The sequence below is a fragment of the Psychrobacter sp. KH172YL61 genome, from assembly GCF_007182895.1.
Taxonomy (GTDB): Bacteria; Pseudomonadota; Gammaproteobacteria; order Pseudomonadales; family Moraxellaceae; genus Psychrobacter; species Psychrobacter pacificensis.
Genome location: NZ_AP019516.1, coordinates 287,230 through 305,472, shown reverse-complemented (window position 1 = coordinate 305,472; position 18,243 = coordinate 287,230). Strand labels below are relative to the sequence as shown.

Below are 18,243 nucleotides of genomic sequence, written 5' to 3'. Positions count from 1 at the left end.
CCGTCAGTTGAAGTCAATGAACTGGTACTTTTGCAAGAGATCTATTCATTACAAGTAAATACTATAGATTGGCACTTAGATTTCGTTGTTGGTATGACTCTAATTTGTCATGAAAGAGGGATAGTAGCAAGACGTTAAATTGTAATTAAGTGTAACAATAGCTGTTGTTTCCATCATGTTTCTATATAATCAAAAAATTTTATTTTTTATATCTTGCCACAGAAATATCAATGATTACTCAAAATTGTTGCAGATGGCTGTATTTAAACGATTAATACTTCTGTTTGCGCTGAGTAGATGAGCCAATATTCATGGCTTCACGATATTTGGCAACAGTTCTTCTGGCAATATCGATACCATCTGCCAATAATTCTTTTTGAATACGGCTATCCGATAGCGGTTTTTTGGGATCTTCATCAGCGATGAGCTTTTTAATCATGGCACTGATGGCCGTTGATGAGATATCGCCATCCGAACTGCTGACGTGAGAAGAAAAAAAGTGCTTTAGTGAAAATAGTCCTTGCGGTGTCAAAATCGTCTTACTGGTCGTGAGACGTGAAACGGTGGACTCGTGTAGATTTACTTCTTCTGCGATTGCCTTTAGAATAAGTGGTTGCATGGCCGTTGCACCGTGCTGCAAAAACTCCTGCTGATAACGCACAATACTGGTTGCTACTTTTAATAGGTTTTGATTGCGCTCCTCAATACTGCGGATAAAGAGGCGCGCATCGGTGAGGTTTTCACGCAGATATTGGTTGTCCGGACTGTCATCACCGCGTTTGACTAAATTGGCATATTCTTGGTTTACTCGCAGCTTCGGCAAGGTGTCAGGATTGAGGCGTACATGCCAACCGTCTTCTAATGCCTCAGCATTGGCAGTGGCTTTACGACTCCTAATGGGTGTGACTAATACATCTGGAATGTCGTAACTGTCGGGCTGCTGGGTATAATCAGGCTGGTTGATCTGAAAGAGTAATCCGGGTGAAGGGTTTAAGGTGCGCAGTAAGTTAAGCGCAGGGTGATGTTCTCAGGGGCAAGGCCTGTCCGTTCAGTAAGCGCTTTGATATTGTTACTCACCAAAAGCTCGCCGGCTGTTAGCAACGCTTTTGCTTCTTTGAGATATGCAGTATTGGCGTCTAGCTTGGATAACTGAATCGCTAGGCACTCACTCAAATGACGTGCGCCAACGCCAATCGGATCGCAAGATTGGATCATACGCAATACGGCCATGACCTCGTCGTACTCAACGCGTTCATCCCACTGATAAAAGTTGGCCATGGTATCAAAGCTCTGTAGCAGCTCATCGATATCAATTCGTATGAATCCCATGTCATCCATAGAGTCCATCAAATACTCTGCAATCAGGGTGTCCGCTTCTGATAGGCGCTTAAAGTTGAGCTGCCAACGTACGTGATCTTGGATAGTCGACGAAGTACCGCCCTGATAACTATCAAAATCCTCATCCGCTCTACTGCTACCAGAACCTGTGGAGGCAGAAGCATAGTTACCTGTATCAAAGCTGCTGGCATCGAAGCTATCCGTCTCAAAACTGCTATCACTATCCATCGCTCCATCATCAATACGAGATTGCTGCAGTTTCTCCCAGCTGTCAGTGCTATCGTCACCATAGTCTGTATGGTTATCAGATCCTGCGCTAGATGCGTCACTGCTGCTTTGGTTCCAGCTATCAAGTGTTAATGACTCGCTTAGCTCATCTGCTCTATCGTCACGGTTATTCTCGTACTCGTCATCATCCTCTTCGATACGTTCAAGCAGCGGATTACTATCCAGTTTGGCTTGAACCTCTTGTGCGAGCTCAAGACTAGAGAGCTGCAGCAATTTAATGGCTTGCTGCATTTGCGGTGTCAGTTTTTGTGAGGTGCTTAGCGTGCTCGCCAATCCGAATGACATACTCATGGGCGGCTTATTACACTCCAGTCTTGGTCATATTGTATTTATTTTGCCAATTAAGGCGATGATGTCACCTTAACAGGACATGACGATAGCATTTTTTATCACAATTTTGCTACGTTAATTTATATCCTATCCAGATACGATTGGTATGTTTGTGATACAAATTTAGCATGTTTGCCTTAATAACCAACCGATAACTATGAATGGTTTGTTCAGCGTCATCAACATTTTATAATAAAAAACGTCATAAAAAATTGTCATGAGCAGCCATCAAGACTTACCCGTCACGGAGAATATTGTCATGACTGACACAACAATGCCCTCTCAATTTAGCACAGCTGCCATTCAAATGAACAGCCAGCAAGACATCGATAGCAATTTAGCGAATATAAAAGCGGCGATCATTGATGCCAAATCGCAAGGTGCTGAACTCGTTGTCGTACCTGAAAACTGCTGTAGCATGGGTCAGCAGTTTGCGACTGCAGAGCGTTTTGACGCGCTATCAGCGACGATGGCAGAGTATGCCCGCACTCATAATATATATCTACTGGCAGGCTCACTGCCTTGCCCTTATCGGCCTGATGGCATGGTCGTTCCTGATGGTCGGCTGCGCCAAGTCAGTCAATTGTTTGCACCTGATGGTACGCGAGTGGCGCGCTACGATAAGATTCATCTGTTTACCGCGACCGTGGCCGACAAGCAAGGCAGCTACAATGAAGCGGCGACATTTGAGCCGGGCACGCAGACCGTGGTTGCGCCTCTTGAGTCAGAAGGCGCTGTCTATCAGTTGGGTATGATGGTCTGTTTTGATTTGCGCTTTCCTGCTCTAGCGCAGCGCTTACGTCAATCAGGTGCTGATATATTAAGTGCACCGTCTGCTTTTACTTATCTAACGGGACAGGCGCATTGGTCGCTATTGTTACAGGCACGTGCTTTGGACAGTCAGTGCATGGTGATCGGTGCAGCACAGGGCGGCGATCATGCATATAAAGATGGCAATACTCGCCAGACGTGGGGACATACTACCATTACTGCTTTTGATGGCAGCGTTATTGCGAGCCATGATAGCAGTGAGCTAAATCTGTCTACGACATCTGACATAGATAAAGGATACGCCATCGTCATGGCATCATTAGACAAGCAAGCTCAAGTGCAAGGTCGACAGAAATTACCTATCTTTGATTGTCATCGTTTGGCATAACTTAAGAAGTCCCGTAGATTGCTTAAACCGTAGATTACTCAATTAGGTAGGATTTTCATCATTTTGAGTGTGGGTGGCTCGTGGATGGGCGCGATCATAGACTTGTGTTAATTTGGCAAAATCAACGTGGGTGTAAATTTGCGTGGTACTGATATCGCTATGTCCTAACATCTCCTGCACGGCACGCAAGTCACCACTACCTGACAACATGTGTGAGGCAAAGCAATGACGCAGTAGATGTGGATACATGTTTTGCGCAATACCTGCGCGAGTCGCCGCAACTTTTAGACGCTGCTGTACTGCTCGCGTCGATAGTCTGGTGCCGAGTTTTTCGCTAATGAACAAGGCGCTGTCCATCTGTTCGACCCATAGATTGCGATGCGGTAGATAGCGTGTTATCGCCTCTGCTGCCTTTGCACCTAATGGTACTAAGCGGGTTTTATTACCCTTACCAGTGACTCGCACTCGTAAATCAGACAAGTCCACATCAGCCATATCGAGTGCGACCAACTCGCCAACACGTAGACCACTACTATAGAGCAGCTCAAACATGGCTTTATCACGCAACCACAAGCGCGCCTGCTCTGGCGTATCAGGGATTTGTTGATCGAGTAACTGCGTCAATAAATCCACATCAGCGATAGAGGGTAATGGTCTAGGGCTACGCTTGAGCTGATAGCCGGTCGTTGGATTGATACGCGCCAAATCCTCCTCTATGAGCCAACCATAAAAATGCCGAATCGCTGACAGCTCTTGCTGAACGCTAGCAAGCGCAAGCTTGTCTTCATCGAGACGCTGACTAATATGCTGAGCCAGTTGGCGCTTATCACAACGCGTCCACGTCAGACGCTTACCGCGTAAGAACAGTGCCAGTTGGTTTAAGCCAGCAAAATAAGCGGTCAGCGTATGCGGCGAGTGATTACGCACAGACAGCGTATTGAGCCAACGATGGACAGGTGCTAATAACGCTCGTAGCGCGGCATCTGACTCTATATTCGCCGCCAGCTCAGCTGATAGCCAAGGTGCCGTTTGCGTTGTCTGACCGTCTTGATGAGTGGACATAACCATATCAGAAGCACCCATGTTATTGATATCATTTTTCTAACGACAGATATCAGCCTTCAGAACTTGGCTTAATACCTGCTTGCGCCATCAAACCATCTGGACTAAAGACTCCTTCATAAACAAAAGCAGTCGGACCTGTCATCATAACTGAATAGCCAGGCTGCCACTTGATGATCAAGCTGCCACCATAGAGCTGCGCGCGCACTTCTTCGCCTTCATCGAGCCAGCCCTCTCTTATACCGACTGCAACTGCTGCACAGGCGCCCGTGCCGCAAGCTTGCGTCTCGCCCACGCCGCGCTCATACACACGCAGACGAATATGACGCTGGTTCATCACTTGCATAAAGCCCACGTTGACGCGATCTGGGAACGCTGGATGGGACTCAATGGCCTTGCCTAACGTCTCAACCTCAGCGTCAAGCACGTCATCAACTTTGATAACGGCATGTGGGTTGCCCATATTGGCGACATATAGCTGTACAGGTGTGCCATTGACATCGAGGTGATAAGTGTTTTGGATTTTGGTCGTGGCTCTTGGGCTAAAGGGAATCTCATTTGGCTCAAACTTGGGCTTACCCATATCAACCTCTACCCAACCAAACCGATCAGTGGTCAAAGAGATAATGCCGCTCGCCGTCTCAACCCGTAGCCGCTGCTTAAATGACAGTTTACGTGCTTGGACAAAACGGGCGAAACAGCGCGCACCATTGCCGCATTGCTCCACCTCGGTGCCATCGGTGTTAAAAATACGGTAACTAAAATCAACATCGGGGCGCATCGGTGGCTCGACCACAAGCAGTTGATCAAAGCCAATACCTAGGTGACGATCTCCCAATAACGCTACCAACTCCTTGCTCAAATCTAAGCGCTGGGTCACCAAATCGATAACCATAAAATCATTGCCCAGCCCATGCATTTTAGTAAATTCTATTAGCATATCTTTGATGTCCTATCCTATTTTTATGTATGGCTTATATTAGCACGCTGTCAGATACAATCATAATTATCACCGCTATCAAATACTAACTTATCGTTATACCTCAAACTCGATATACCCCATTCGAGTTTGCCATAAAAACCCACCGTTATTATCACAGTGGGTTTTATTTATGATGCAAAAACAGTGTCAGTGTTGGCGTGTTGGCGGCTTTATTTATCCTGCCACAGTATTTCGTCAGCATACAATGCTTCAACCGTTTCACGTTTGCGGATGAGCTGATGGTTATTGCCTGATACCATCACTTCGCTGGCTCGCGGACGCGAGTTGTAATTACTACTCATAGTAAAGCCATAAGCCCCTGCGCCCGTCACTGCCAGGACAGCTCCTGCCTCTAATGACAGTAAGCGATCTTTTGCTAAAAAATCCCCTGTCTCACAAATCGCGCCAACGATGTCCCACGGCTTTGTACCATTTGTATCAATACCATCGCTCGGCAAGGTACTTGGAATCACGGCCATTTCAGCTTGATATAAAGCAGGACGAATCAAGTCATTCATCGCAGCATCGACAATCGCAAAGTTCTTATGCTCAGTCGGCTTAAGTACATCGACTTGCGTCAATAGCACACCAGCATTGGCAACAATACTACGACCCGGCTCAAAGAATACGGTCAAACCAAGCTCGCTCAGCTTTGGTAATAAAGCCTCGGCAAACTCATCGATAGACACGGGCGTCTCATCAATATAACGCACGCCTAGACCGCCACCCAAATCAATATGACGCAGCTCAATACCATGATCGCGCAGGCTATGTATCAGCTCAATGACTTTATCTAGTGCGGCGACAAACGGCGCGACTTCCGTCAACTGCGAGCCAATGTGACAATCAATACCAACGATATCAATATGCGATAAATCCGCCGCTTGCTGATAGACCGCTAAGGCGTCTTCGTGGGTAATACCAAACTTGTTGTCTTTAAGACCTGTTGAGATATACGGATGCGTCTTGGCATCGACATTTGGATTGACGCGTAATGAGATTGGCGCACGTTTATTCAGTGCTGCCGCTACCTCGTTGATCAAGGTCAGCTCACTGATCGACTCGACGTTAAAGCAGCCAATACCTTGGGTCAGTGCGTATTCGATATCGCCGTAAGTTTTGCCAACACCTGAGAAGACAACGCGCGACGCTGCGCCACCTGCAGCCAGTACGCGCACCAGCTCACCACGAGAGACGATGTCAAACCCCGCACCTGCCTGCGCAAGCATTCCAAGCACCGCAAGATTCGAGTTTGCTTTTACCGCGTAGCATACCTGATGATCGAGACTGGTAAAGCTATCGGTATAGGCTTGATAAACATCCAGTATCGCCTGCTTTGAGTAGACATAGCATGGCGTACCATATTGTTTTGCCAACTCATCAACACTAACCTGCTCCATATGTAGCGCGTCGTCGCGATAGCTTAGCGCGGGCAGATGAGCGCTCAACGCTTTAGGATCAACATATAGACCGTGCTCAGTTTGAATAGTGACAGATTCGCCAGTAGCAACATCGGTTACGTCAGCAGGTAGTTCAGAATGACTCATATAAACATCTCTAATATAATCAGGGTATCAAGGGTAAGAATAAACATTAATAATCGTTAGGATCTGTACTCGGCTCGGGCAGTATTTGCTGTTCATCTAGATAGTCATTTTTTTGATAGGTATCATCATTAATACCAGCAAAAGCGGCATCTTGTGGATGGCTCGTACTATTTAGTACAGATGGGCTACCCTCTACCGTTTGGCTAGTAGACTCTGGCAAGTACAAAGCGCCTTTTGCCCGCAGCCTGACAACCCTACCATCATCGCATTGCCAATAACTAAAGTAATAATGGCGCGGCGACTGGCAAGTCTCCATAAGGCGATATGCCCAGTTTCTGATGAGCGAAGTATAGTAGACATAGAGTGGATCACCTGTGAGCGTGTAGCGGTGTAAGTGCGATTAAAAATCGTAATAAATAAAGAGCGAAAAAGGCAGCCCAAAAATGGCCAATATCAAAGTTTTAATCATAGCATTATGACACAAAGCTATACGCATACTGAACAGCATTGGCCAATAAATTTGGCTCATAGTGGGGATTGGTTTGATGCTTTCATCATAATTTACTGACGGTATCGCTTGATAATTTGCGCATAGAAACATGTCTGATAGGAATTTGGACAATATTTCTTACAATTTTTGATATTCATAAGGCAGCTCTACAACAGCCAATAATCAATGGCTAAAGTACCTAGGAGCCACTGGCTATAACAGATGTACCAATATTTTAAACGCTTGATAGACACCAATTTTAAACCTTACCGTTATCGCTACGAAAATATGTTACATTATACCGCGGCCTTACGGCTATGCTGAGGCTCAGGCCTACGATTCAGCGGTACTGCTATATAGTAATAAGATACAACCATCAGCCTCAGTATGACTAAGATCGATCATATACTTGTTTGATAGATCAGCATGGATATGGCTAATTTTGTGTTAAATACGATCAATCTATCATCACCTTAATATGAGAACGATGCGATGTCAGTGTCGTTTTTATCATAGTAATCTGACGATATGATGATTTTCGACCTACAAAAACCCACCTATAAAAACCAATCTAAGGATAGAGTATGAGCGCCAGCCTAACCACCACTTTTGATGATAAGAACTCTGAAACATCAACCCTGACCAGCCCAACCTTGGTTTTAAACTGCGGCTCGTCTTCCATCAAATACGCGTTGATTAGTGATGACAACTCTACTCGTATCACCGGTCTTGCCGAAAACCTAGGTCTCGATACCGCCCGTATTAAGCACACGACCTTAAACGGTGAAAAACTTGAAATCTCTATTCCTGGTGGTCGCCATAAGCTGGCGCTACAAAAAATCCTTGAGCTACTAGAGCAGTACCACTTCATCGCCGTTGGACACCGCGTGGTACATGGTGGCCGCGAATACTCCAAAGCCGTTCGCGTTGATGAGCATGCGTTAGAAGAAGTGAAGCGTCTCAAAATATTAGCTCCGCTACACAACCCTGCAAATGCACTGGGTATCGAAGCGGTTCAGGCGATCTATCCTGATATGCCGCAAGTGGTGGTGTTTGACACCGCTTTTCACCAAACCATGCCGCCCGTTGCTTTTCGCTATGCGCTACCAAAATATCTATACGAAGAACATAAAATCCGTCGCTATGGCTTCCATGGCACATCACATGCTTACGTCTCAGAACGCACCAGCCAAATCACTGAGATAAAGGGCCACATGGCTGGCTAACAGCACATCTAGGCAATGGTTGCTCAGCCGCCGCAGTATACGATGGCAAAAGTCTCGATACCAGCATGGGTCTGACCCCACTTGAGGGCCTTATGATGGGTACGCGTAGTGGCGATGTGGATCCTAGCTTGCACATGCACCTGAAGCGTCAGCTCGGTATGAGCTTAGAAGAGACCGACAAAATGCTTAATAATGACAGCGGTCTACTTGGTATCTCAGGACTTTCTAACGACTTGCGTACCATCGAGCAAGCAGCCAGTGAAGGTCACGAAGATGCCAAGCTCGCTATCGAGATGTTTTGCTATCGTGCTGGTAAATATCTGGCCAGCCTTAGCTGTGCGCTACCAGAGTTTACCGGTATTGTCTTTACTGGCGGTATCGGTGAGAACTCCGACATTACACGTACCAAAATCCTGGCAGTGATGCGTCATTTCGGTATCAAAATAGATGCTGACAAAAATGCCAGTTTGGTTCGTGGTAAAGAAGGCAGCTTCCACGCAGATGACAGCAGTATCGAGTTATGGGTCGTCCCAACTGATGAAGAGTGCCGTATTGCTCAAGAGACTCGTCAGGCATTGAATTTAATATAAGCGTGAGCGTGTTTGATACGCCATATCTATATAATTAACATTTGCTATAAGGCTATGGCGTACATACTCAGCACATTGCTCATTCTGGCAAGGATGAATTGAACTTAATAATAAAATAAACCGTAGGATACACTATGCAGACCATTTTACTTGTTCCCATTAGCCGCGGTATCGGTGTGACATCAGCCGCGCTTGGACTGATTCGCGCCTTTGATTATAACGGTATCAAAGCGGGCTTTATGAAGCCGTTTTTGCAAGACGATACCCTAGATAAGCAGCACAGCTTAGACAGCTCAAGCGCATTGACCATGCATGCCTTTGGTCTAAAGCCGCCCAAATCGATCAGTCGTCAGCACGTCGAGCGGATGTTGGGCGATGGCAACCTTGATGATTTGATGGAAGAAGTGATTGCCAATTATCACACAATAGATGATGGCCCTGACGTCATCATCTGTGAAGGTCTGGTGCCGACCACTGAGACCTCTTACGCTTCACAAATCAACCGCGCCCTCGCCCATGCTTTAGATGCCAAGATCATATTTGTTGGTGCCGCTGATATCAGTCAACCAGCGGCGTTGGCGGACAAGCTTGATGTGCATGCGCGCGAGTTCGGCGGTGTCATGGATGCGCGTACGCTTGGCGTGATATTGATGCGGGTACAAGACGTGCCTAATACCTTTGAAAATCAACCAGTCGCTCCGGGTGAGGCGGTCGTCAGCTTAGATCCAACCTTTTGCAAGAAGTGCAGCGTCTATCGCCTTCGTTCAATACCGACGCGTTTCGCCTCATCGGTGTCGTTCCCTTTAGCGATTCGTTGTCTGTACCGCGCACTTGGGACATTGCCACCGAGCTTGATGCCACTTGGCTTAACGTTGGTGAAGCAAAAACACGTCGTATCAATCGCATCAGTCTAACGGCGCGCTCAGTCGCTCGTGTCAATCAAGTGTTCAAACGTGGTACGTTGATGGTGGTCCCTGGTGACCGCGATGACTTGCTATTGGCCGCAGGATTGGCCTGTATCAATGGTATTCCGCTGGCAGGATTGGTCTTGACAGGTGGTATCCTACCAAGCGAGACCGTAACGGAGCTGTGGCAGTCGGCGCTCAAAACGGGCATCCCTATCATGAGCGTCGAGAGTGACAGCTATCAAACGGTACAGAGCCTTGTCCATATGAGTTCAGAGATTCCAAGTGATGACACCGATCGCGCTGAAGAAGTGGCGCGTTATGTCGCTGCCCATTTGGATTTGAGCTGGATTAAAGAATACTTTAGCCGTAATCATGAACCGCGCTTGTCCCCATCGGCGTTTCGCCATCAGTTGGTCAAAAAATCACAGCACGCTAAAAAACGTATCGTATTGCCAGAAGGTTCTGAACCACGTACCGTCGAAGCAGCCTGTATCTGTCAGAGCCGCGGTATCGCTGATTGCGTACTGCTCGCAAAACGCAGCGATGTCGAACAAGTCGCCAAAAATCGCGATTTGACGTTGCCAGAAGGTCTAGAAATCATCGACCCTGACACCCTTGATATGAGCAAATATATCGCTGCTGTTGTTGAGCGCCGTAAAGGCAAGACTGGCGCAGACGTCGCCGCTGAATATCTAAAAGATACGGTGTATCTTGGCACCATCATGCTACAGCTAGATGAGGTCGACGGTCTGGTTTCAGGTGCGATTCATACCACTGCCAATACCGTACGCCCAGCATTTCAATTAATCAAAACCGCGCCGCAGTACTCGCTCGTATCGTCCGTGTTCTTTATGCTGTTGCCTGAGCAAGTGGTTGTCTATGGTGACTGTGCGATCAATCCTGATCCGAATGCTGAAGAGTTGGCAGAAATTGCCATTCAATCGGCACAGTCTGCTGCTGCCTTTGGTATCGATCCAAAAGTCGCGATGATCAGCTATTCTACGGGCTCATCAGGCGCAGGCGCGGATGTCGAAAAAGTCGCTCGTGCCACCCAAATCGTCCGTGAGCGTGCGCCGAACCTCAAAGTCGATGGCCCACTACAATATGATGCCGCCTCGGTCATGAGTGTGGGCAAACAAAAAGCGCCTGACTCTCCTGTCGCAGGTCAAGCCAACGTCTTTATTTTCCCTGATCTCAATACTGGTAACACCACGTATAAAGCGGTGCAGCGTAGCGCCAATGTCATCAGCGTTGGACCGATGCTGCAAGGTTTGAATAAGCCAGTCAATGACTTATCGCGTGGCGCACTCGTTGATGATATCGTCTATACCATCGCGCTGACCGCTATCCAAGCGTATAGCGACCTGATTTAATCGCTATACGATTTGCCAATCAAAGTCCGTTATACCACCGACTATCATCATGATGGTCGGTTTTTTATTGGTGCTGTGGTGGTATAGTCAAAGTATCTCAAAAACGATAAGGTACTGCTAATATCAATTTTTGCAGCCTCTGTCTGCGCAAGCACAGCAAGCAAAAAAATTGATTTAACAGTGCCTAATGTAGTGGTATTAATTTTCACTGACTATAGGTGGTGATAGATAGTGGTGACAGATACTCGCCCGCCCTCTACAATAGCGCTATGATTCAGTTAATATAAAAGGTTAGCTAATAAAAGAATGAGAGGTACCAAAAACAGCGTGCACCTCATTCTTTTATTTCTTAGATTAACACATGAAGTGCAATACCAAATGCAAGGTGAAAAAAGACCTAGATGCGCTAGCATCAAAGTTTTTATCCACCGACCAAAGTGAGATTGCAACCATGAGCTATACACATCTAAGCCTAGGTGAACGATACCAGATTTATGCCCTTAAAGGGGCAAAACATAGTATTAATTTTATAGCGAGGGTGTTAAACAGAAGTCCCAGTACCATATCAAGAGAGCTTAGGCGTAATAAAAGCCTACGAGGTTACCGAGCAAAGCATGCTAATAACAAGGCTTGTGACAGACGGGCTAACAACGCCACAACTATTGTGACTGACCTCTGGGCATGGGTGACAGACAAGCTTAAAGAGAACTGGAGTCCTGAGCAAATATCTGGCGTTCATGCTGGTATCAGTCATATGAGCATTTATCGCTATATTTGGCGTGATAAGAGGCAGGGCGGTACATTGTGGCAGTGTCTCAGACGTAAAGGAAAACCATACCGGCAGCGTCTAACCGCTGAGACTCGAGGCCGTATCAATGACAGAGTCTCGATTCATGAGCGCCCTTGTATTGTTGAAGAACGCTCACGTATTGGAGATTGGGAAGCGGATACCGTTATCGGTCAGCATCACAAGCAAGCGATTGTCACGCTCGTTGAACGTAAAACGGGGCTGCTGAAGATGAAGCGTGTGGGTCATAAAACAGCACAGCAAGTATCAGAGGCAATGATAGAACTCTTAGCGCCAGTGAGGTTGCAGGTTAAGACCATTACCTCTGACAATGGTAAAGAGTTTGCTCAGCATAAGAAGGTGAAACAAAAGCTCTTTAGCCCTTTCTTCTTTGCCGATGCTTATGCGTCATGGCAGCGAGGAACCAACGAGAATACCAATGGCCTTATCAGAGAGTACTTGCCTAAGGGTTGTGACTTTAGACAAGTCTCTGATAATGAAATACAGGACATTGAGAACAAACTAAACAACAGACCAAGAAAACGATTAGGGTTTAAAACGCCTATGCAGGCGTTCTATAATATTAATTAGCGTTGCACTTGGTGTGTTAATCTAAGTTTGCATTTATTTATGTCAAATACGAGCAATAACTCTCACGAAAAGATCTCTGCCCCTGCCATCCGTGCCTATCTTGGCGGCTCGTTTGATCCGGTACATAATGGTCACCTAGAAGTGGCTCTACACGTCTATCAGGACTTGTTGCCAATCGCAAAGCAGCAAAACCGCCCCTTGCACGTTTCATTATTATCCAATGCGCGCTCGCCATTTAAAACGCAGAGCACTGACCCTAAACACCGCTTAGCCATGTTGCAGCTCGCAACGCAAGACACACCGATACAAATCAATGAGCTTGAGCTATGGCAAGCGCCGCCTGTCTATACAATCGACACTGTACGCGCACTCAGACAGCAGTACCCTCATGATAGTTTGATATTTATCATGGGTATGGACAGCGCGCGCAGTTTGGATAAATGGAAAGACGGGTTAGGACTCACTGATTATGTCAATCTGTGGGTGTTTAATCGTGAGGATAGCGATCATATTAATGGTGGAGTTTCTGACAGGGCGACATCATTTGAAAACCCTATATCGACCTCGCAATATCTTGCTACCTTGCAATCGCAACTGCCGCCACCTTTACAATCACATGTAATCGACTCACCGATTGAGCTATTCACTCCAATTGCTCGATGCTTGGTAGATAGCTTAGAAACAGATGGCACTGACTTGAAAAGCGCTATGAAAGGACGCATTTATATAGATACGCGACCGATCACTGCCGTATCAAGCACGCAAATACGCGAACAACTACACATATTGGCGACTGAAACAAATAAAATGCCCGGCACTGACAGGCAAATCGCATCTATCGCAGCAATAAATGATATTATGAGCAATACTCACCCCAATTCATTAGCTAAATGGCTCAATCCTGCCGTTTATCACTATATTATCGCCCATCAGCTATATTCTGCTGCTCAATTCCGTTAAAATCGCCTTATCTATGTCATTTTGCCTATCCTGTCTCTATACGTGACTGACGACATATGATCAGTCGAATCAGACAAATTGACGTTTTACCCCTTTATTTTTAATAGTTACGATTGAAGAGATTAAAATTTATGATCAACACCATGACCGAAGAACGCTTAACCGTGTGCTTGAACATTGTACAAAGCGCGCTAGATGATATGAAAGCAAAGAACATCACTGTAATGAATGTAGAAGACTTAACTGACGTCACCGAGCGTATCGTCATCGCTGATGGTACCTCAAAACGTCATGTACGCGCGATGGCGGATAGCGTCGGCGCTGAAGTCAAACAAGCGGGCTTTATGCCGCTTGGCCGCGAAGGCGGTATCGACTCTGACTGGACACTGATTGACTTGGGCGCGGTTGTCGTTCATATCATGACCCCACAAGCGCGTGAGTTCTATGACTTAGAAGGCCTATGGTCATCACCGGATCAGTTGGCTGAGCTGGTCGCCACACCGCGTGAAAAGAAAACCGCTGGTCGTCGCAACAAAAACAAATAAGATTATTGAGTACAATAATCGCGTCATACTAAAAGCATAAGACCAAAAGACCAGAATCGTTATTTTGGTCTTTTTTTGTGCCGATATTTGGGGATACGCGTCATGATAATGCCTGATTAAATAGATAATTGCTGCAGAGGTTGCTATCATCTTTATCAATCACCATTGCCCAATTTTTGTTTTGATCTCAATGCTCATTAAGGATTGTCCATGTCTTCTACTCACCGCTCAAACCCTGAGATTAACCTACCCTTGCATGTGGCAAACGTAGTATGTGTCCGCGCAGGCAAAGCCATGCCCTTTACCCGTGATGAGATGAGCGCCATTGATAAAGCGCCCATTACAGCACCCGTCGCCGTCAATTTTATGGGATTGACCACTGACGAGCAAGCCGATCGCAAACATCATGGCGGCCCGCTCAAAGCCGTGCATCAACTGCCAATGGCCACTTATGAAAAAATCAATACAGAGTTTGACCTAAAAGTACGTATCGGTACGCTCGGAGAAAACCCTCACCACTGAAACTGTTAATGGCTTGCCTGAGATGGATGAGTCTAACGTCTGTATTGGCGACGTTTATCAGTATGGCGACGACAAAATAAACGGTGAAGGTAGCGTGCAGCTGCGCATCGTCCAACCACGCCGCCCGTGCTACAAAATCAACGACCAAATCGGCCAATTTACCAAAGTGCCCAATATTGCAGCATGGGTCAGCAAGCAAGGTATCTCAGGCTGGTATTTTGAAGTAGTGCGTGATGGCATCATTAACGCGGATTTACCGGTCTATTTGGTAGAGCGTCCCTATCCGTTTGCCACGCTAGAGGCGCTATGGCAACTGGCTAATTCAAAAGAAAAACATGACGCTGAAGTGATTGAGCCTTGGCTAGCTATTGAGTGTTTGGAGGAGAGTTGGAAGTCTGTGCTTCGGAAAAGATTTGAACAACTAAGAAAAAATATATCACTAAGCCATTTTAATGCACATTATATTTCGAAAATCAATATAGTATTTTAAGATCGAATTTTGTAAACTATTATCAATAATCCATATATTGTGCTTATAAGGTTCTTAAATACAATATATTGTAAACGCTCTCTTTATCTTAAAACGCAACTATAAAGTAGTTGCAAAACTCGTGTGCAGTTAGGTACTATATGTCTAAGTCAGAAAAACTTATAAAACGCTTTAGAACTGTTCCTACAGATTTCACATGGGATGAATTTGTTAAGCTGTTGTCTTTGCATGATTATCAGTTAGCGAAAGGTAGCGGTTCTAGAAGAAAGTTCATTAATAAAAGAACTGGCTTATCTATGAGTTTCCATGAACCTCATCCACAATCGATCATGAAGAGGTGCTATATACGTCAAGTTATTCAGCACTTTGATGATAATAAGGTATGGTCAAATAATGGCTAATAAACAATACTTCTCTTATAAAGGTTATACTGGTTCAATAGAGGTCAGTACAGAAGATTTATGCCTTTTGGCAAAATTCAAATGATTCAAGACCTTGTTATGTACGATGGTGAAAATTTAGAAGAGTTAAAATTATCTTTTGAGTCTGCTGTCGATGAATATTTAGAGATGTGCGCAGAAGAAAATAAATGTCCTGATAAACCTTGTAGCGGTACCTTCAATGTTCGTATGTCAGAAAGTATGCATCGAAAAAGTATTCATGAATCTAATATTTTAGGTATTACTTTAAATAGTTTCATTTCCAAATGTGTGACAAACTATTTTGAAGAGAATACTCTAAAAGATAGTTATATATTTGTCGATAAAGATACGTTTATAGAACAATTCACTCATCCTAAAAGTTACTCTACAGTAGGTTCAGAAATTGATTTCGATTACGAATATTCAATTGAGCCTAAAACATTTACTGTTTCACAAGCCATACAGTAATAGAGGTAAAAGTTATGACTAAAGATAGCAATGCTAAAGCTTTATATACAATGACTGAGTTAACAGAACTTATTTTAAGAAATGAAGAAATTACTGAAGGACATTATTTAGCAGTTATAGTTCCAGATATAACGGGTGGACAGATAAAATCAAATACTGAAGACAAATCTACCCAAGGATTAATAATTGAATTTAATGCTATAAATCTAATAAAAGTAAACGAGAATACTGAAAATGCTGTTGATGCTAGTTGTTTAACATAATAGAAAGCTTGAAAAATTTTTAGTAAATAGAAGGTGAACTTTTTAGTTCACCTTTTTGTATTTAATACATTATATGTTTCAGAAAAGAGCATGTCATGGCAAAAACTTTACCGCTTTAGCATTAGCGACCTTCTTATCGCTACCTTTGATAGGCTGTATCACCACTCCCAAAGCGCAGATGGCGACGACCGAATCCTTCGTTATCGATAGCGACACTTATCAATCGACTGGCAAAAGCCAGCGCATCAAAACCATCGTCCCACACTACACCGTCTCAGACAATGAGCGCTCGATAAAGACTTTGACCACAGGCAATGTCAGCGCGCACTATCTGGTCTTAGACAATGACGATGACAAAATCTATAACCTCGTACCTGAGAGCGAGCGCGCTTGGCATGCCGGCGACGGCGGTTTTGCCGGTCGAACGATCCTGAATGACACGTCTATCGGTATTGAGATCGTCAATAAAGGTATCAAACCTCAATATCGAAACGTCCTCAAAAATAGCGAGCTTGACTATCATCCCTACTCGCATTTCGTCGAATTTGATGAGCTACAAATCAAAAAAGTCGCGCAATTGGTGCAAGATATTGCGCAGCGGTATGACATCTCTCCCAAAAACATCATCGGTCACGCGGACCTTGCCCCCTCGCGCAAGATCGACCCCGGTGCGAAGTTCCCTTGGCAGCGATTGCATGATGATTACGGTATTGGCGCTTGGTATGATGAAGCCGATAAGCAAGAAATTATGAATCGGCGTACCTTGGTCGCGCCAAGCGTGCAGGAGATCAAGCAAGCTTTTCGCAAATACGGCTATCAAATCAATAATAGCGACGAGTGGGACAAGCCCAGCCGCGATGTCATCTATGCGTTTCAATTGCATTTCCGGCCGCTAAAGCCAACAGGCATCATGGATATCGAGACCTATGCGATATTGCAGGCGCTCAATATGAAGTATGCTAGTCGGGATGATTTTTATTGAAGCGATACAAATATAGGCAGTTTAAAAGATAACTGGCGCGACTGGCATGAATTTTTCGCAGCCTCTGTCAGCGTAGACACAGCACACCAGAAAACTCATACCAGTCAAGCGTGATAACATAAGGTCTATGTTTTATTATCGGACATAACAACAATGAAAAAGGACATATTATGAGCACCCTATTTAGTGTCAATTTAAACAAACTCGCCTTAATCAGAAACTCTCGTGGCACAGATTATCCCAATCTGCTGTACTTTGTAAAAAAGCTGATTGATCTAGGAGTTAAAGGCTTTACCGTGCATCCGCGACCTGATGAACGTCATATCAGATACCAAGATGTCTATGATATCAGTGAGTATCTCAAAGATTATCAAGATATCGAATTTAATATCGAAGGCAATCCGAATGAACAATTTTTAAAACTCATTCGCGAGGTCAAACCGCATCAATGCACCCTCGTACCCGATAGTGAAGACCAGCTGACCTCTGACCACGGCTTTGATATTATCAAATATAGCGACATGCTGTCCAAACTCAGCCATGAGCTTGAAGGCTTTGGCACACGCTGCGCCGTATTTATCGACCCTGATATCGAGCAGATTAAAGCCGTCATCGCTAGCGATGTGCAAACGATAGAGATGTATACCGAAGAATGGGCGCGCGCCTACAATAATGGTAAGAACGATTGCAATATTGATTTCGACGAGGTCAAGCAACGCTTTAGCGATTGTATTACCCTCGCCAGTGATAACGGCATTCGCGTCAATGCTGGTCATGATTTGAATTTAGACAATTTAGCCGATTTGCTAAGCCTTGGTGATATCGCGGAGGTGTCGATTGGTCATGCCTTTACTATTGAATCGCTAGAGCAAGGCATGGATAACGTCGTGCGTCAGTATTTGCAGATTTGTAGATAGAAC

The 18,243-nt window shown here is 45.2% G+C and carries 14 protein-coding genes and 4 pseudogenes; 12 read left to right on the top strand and 6 right to left on the bottom strand.

The window, feature by feature from the left end:
• Positions 1–271: 271 nt before the first annotated feature.
• Positions 272–1,917 (bottom strand): annotated as a pseudogene (gene rpoN, locus PKHYL_RS01565) (RNA polymerase factor sigma-54).
• A 298-nt stretch (positions 1,918–2,215) separates the two neighbouring features.
• Here rpoN and PKHYL_RS01560 point away from each other — a divergent pair.
• Positions 2,216–3,115, top strand: a complete 900-nt coding sequence (locus PKHYL_RS01560; protein WP_093067373.1) for a nitrilase-related carbon-nitrogen hydrolase — start codon at positions 2,216–2,218, stop codon at positions 3,113–3,115.
• A 42-nt stretch (positions 3,116–3,157) separates the two neighbouring features.
• Here PKHYL_RS01560 and PKHYL_RS01555 read toward each other — a convergent pair whose 3' ends face one another.
• The 5 genes from PKHYL_RS01555 to PKHYL_RS01535 form a co-directional block, all read right to left on the bottom strand.
• On the bottom strand, positions 3,158–4,183 hold the full coding sequence (locus tag PKHYL_RS01555; RefSeq protein ID WP_093067908.1) for a tyrosine recombinase XerC: 1,026 nt from the start codon (positions 4,181–4,183) through the stop codon (positions 3,158–3,160).
• 46 nt (positions 4,184–4,229) lie between these two features.
• Positions 4,230–5,117, bottom strand: coding sequence for a diaminopimelate epimerase (gene dapF, locus PKHYL_RS01550; protein WP_093067369.1), 888 nt, complete (start codon positions 5,115–5,117; stop codon positions 4,230–4,232).
• Between the two features lie 212 nt (positions 5,118–5,329).
• Positions 5,330–6,559: a diaminopimelate decarboxylase gene (lysA, locus tag PKHYL_RS01545; RefSeq protein ID WP_240366474.1), complete on the bottom strand. Its 1,230-nt coding sequence runs from the start codon at positions 6,557–6,559 to the stop codon at positions 5,330–5,332.
• 193 nt (positions 6,560–6,752) lie between these two features.
• The gene (locus PKHYL_RS01540) at positions 6,753–6,926 is read right to left on the bottom strand and encodes a hypothetical protein (protein ID WP_240365816.1); all 174 of its coding nucleotides are present in this window, start codon (positions 6,924–6,926) and stop codon (positions 6,753–6,755) included.
• Complete coding sequence (locus tag PKHYL_RS01535) at positions 6,899–7,066, bottom strand: hypothetical protein (protein ID WP_240365815.1); 168 nt, start codon at positions 7,064–7,066, stop codon at positions 6,899–6,901. Before PKHYL_RS01535 ends, PKHYL_RS01540 begins: the two co-directional genes overlap by 28 nt.
• Before the next feature lie 714 nt (positions 7,067–7,780).
• On the opposite strand from PKHYL_RS01535, the pseudogene PKHYL_RS01530 reads away from it, so the two are divergent.
• The 11 genes and pseudogenes from PKHYL_RS01530 (at position 7,781) to PKHYL_RS01480 (ending at position 18,240) form a co-directional block, all read left to right on the top strand.
• Positions 7,781–9,012, top strand: a pseudogene (locus tag PKHYL_RS01530) (acetate/propionate family kinase).
• Positions 9,013–9,146: 134 nt separating this feature from the next.
• Positions 9,147–11,293, top strand: a pseudogene (pta, locus tag PKHYL_RS01525) (phosphate acetyltransferase).
• A 451-nt stretch (positions 11,294–11,744) separates the two neighbouring features.
• The gene (locus PKHYL_RS01520; RefSeq protein WP_025643743.1) at positions 11,745–12,671 is read left to right on the top strand and encodes an IS30 family transposase; all 927 of its coding nucleotides are present in this window, start codon (positions 11,745–11,747) and stop codon (positions 12,669–12,671) included.
• Between the two features lie 39 nt (positions 12,672–12,710).
• The gene (locus PKHYL_RS01515; RefSeq protein WP_071002440.1) at positions 12,711–13,631 is read left to right on the top strand and encodes a nicotinate-nicotinamide nucleotide adenylyltransferase; all 921 of its coding nucleotides are present in this window, start codon (positions 12,711–12,713) and stop codon (positions 13,629–13,631) included.
• Positions 13,632–13,762: 131 nt separating this feature from the next.
• Entirely contained in the window at positions 13,763–14,176 is a 414-nt protein-coding gene (rsfS, locus tag PKHYL_RS01510) for a ribosome silencing factor (RefSeq protein WP_071002442.1), read from the top strand.
• A 210-nt stretch (positions 14,177–14,386) separates the two neighbouring features.
• Positions 14,387–15,110 (top strand): annotated as a pseudogene (locus PKHYL_RS01505) (MOSC domain-containing protein); the annotation flags it as partial.
• 218 nt (positions 15,111–15,328) lie between these two features.
• Positions 15,329–15,589 carry a type II toxin-antitoxin system HicA family toxin gene (locus PKHYL_RS01500; protein ID WP_071002444.1) on the top strand — a complete coding sequence of 87 codons (261 nt, stop codon included), beginning with the start codon at positions 15,329–15,331 and terminating at the stop codon, positions 15,587–15,589.
• A gap of 60 nt (positions 15,590–15,649) precedes the next feature.
• Complete coding sequence (locus PKHYL_RS01495; protein WP_240365814.1) at positions 15,650–16,078, top strand: type II toxin-antitoxin system HicB family antitoxin; 429 nt, start codon at positions 15,650–15,652, stop codon at positions 16,076–16,078.
• A gap of 14 nt (positions 16,079–16,092) precedes the next feature.
• Positions 16,093–16,341, top strand: a complete 249-nt coding sequence (locus PKHYL_RS01490) for a hypothetical protein (RefSeq protein WP_071002448.1) — start codon at positions 16,093–16,095, stop codon at positions 16,339–16,341.
• A 73-nt stretch (positions 16,342–16,414) separates the two neighbouring features.
• Entirely contained in the window at positions 16,415–17,323 is a 909-nt protein-coding gene (locus PKHYL_RS01485; RefSeq protein WP_240365813.1) for an N-acetylmuramoyl-L-alanine amidase, read from the top strand.
• Positions 17,324–17,493: 170 nt separating this feature from the next.
• On the top strand, positions 17,494–18,240 hold the full coding sequence (locus tag PKHYL_RS01480) for a pyridoxine 5'-phosphate synthase (RefSeq protein WP_071002451.1): 747 nt from the start codon (positions 17,494–17,496) through the stop codon (positions 18,238–18,240).
• Positions 18,241–18,243 lie beyond the last annotated feature (3 nt).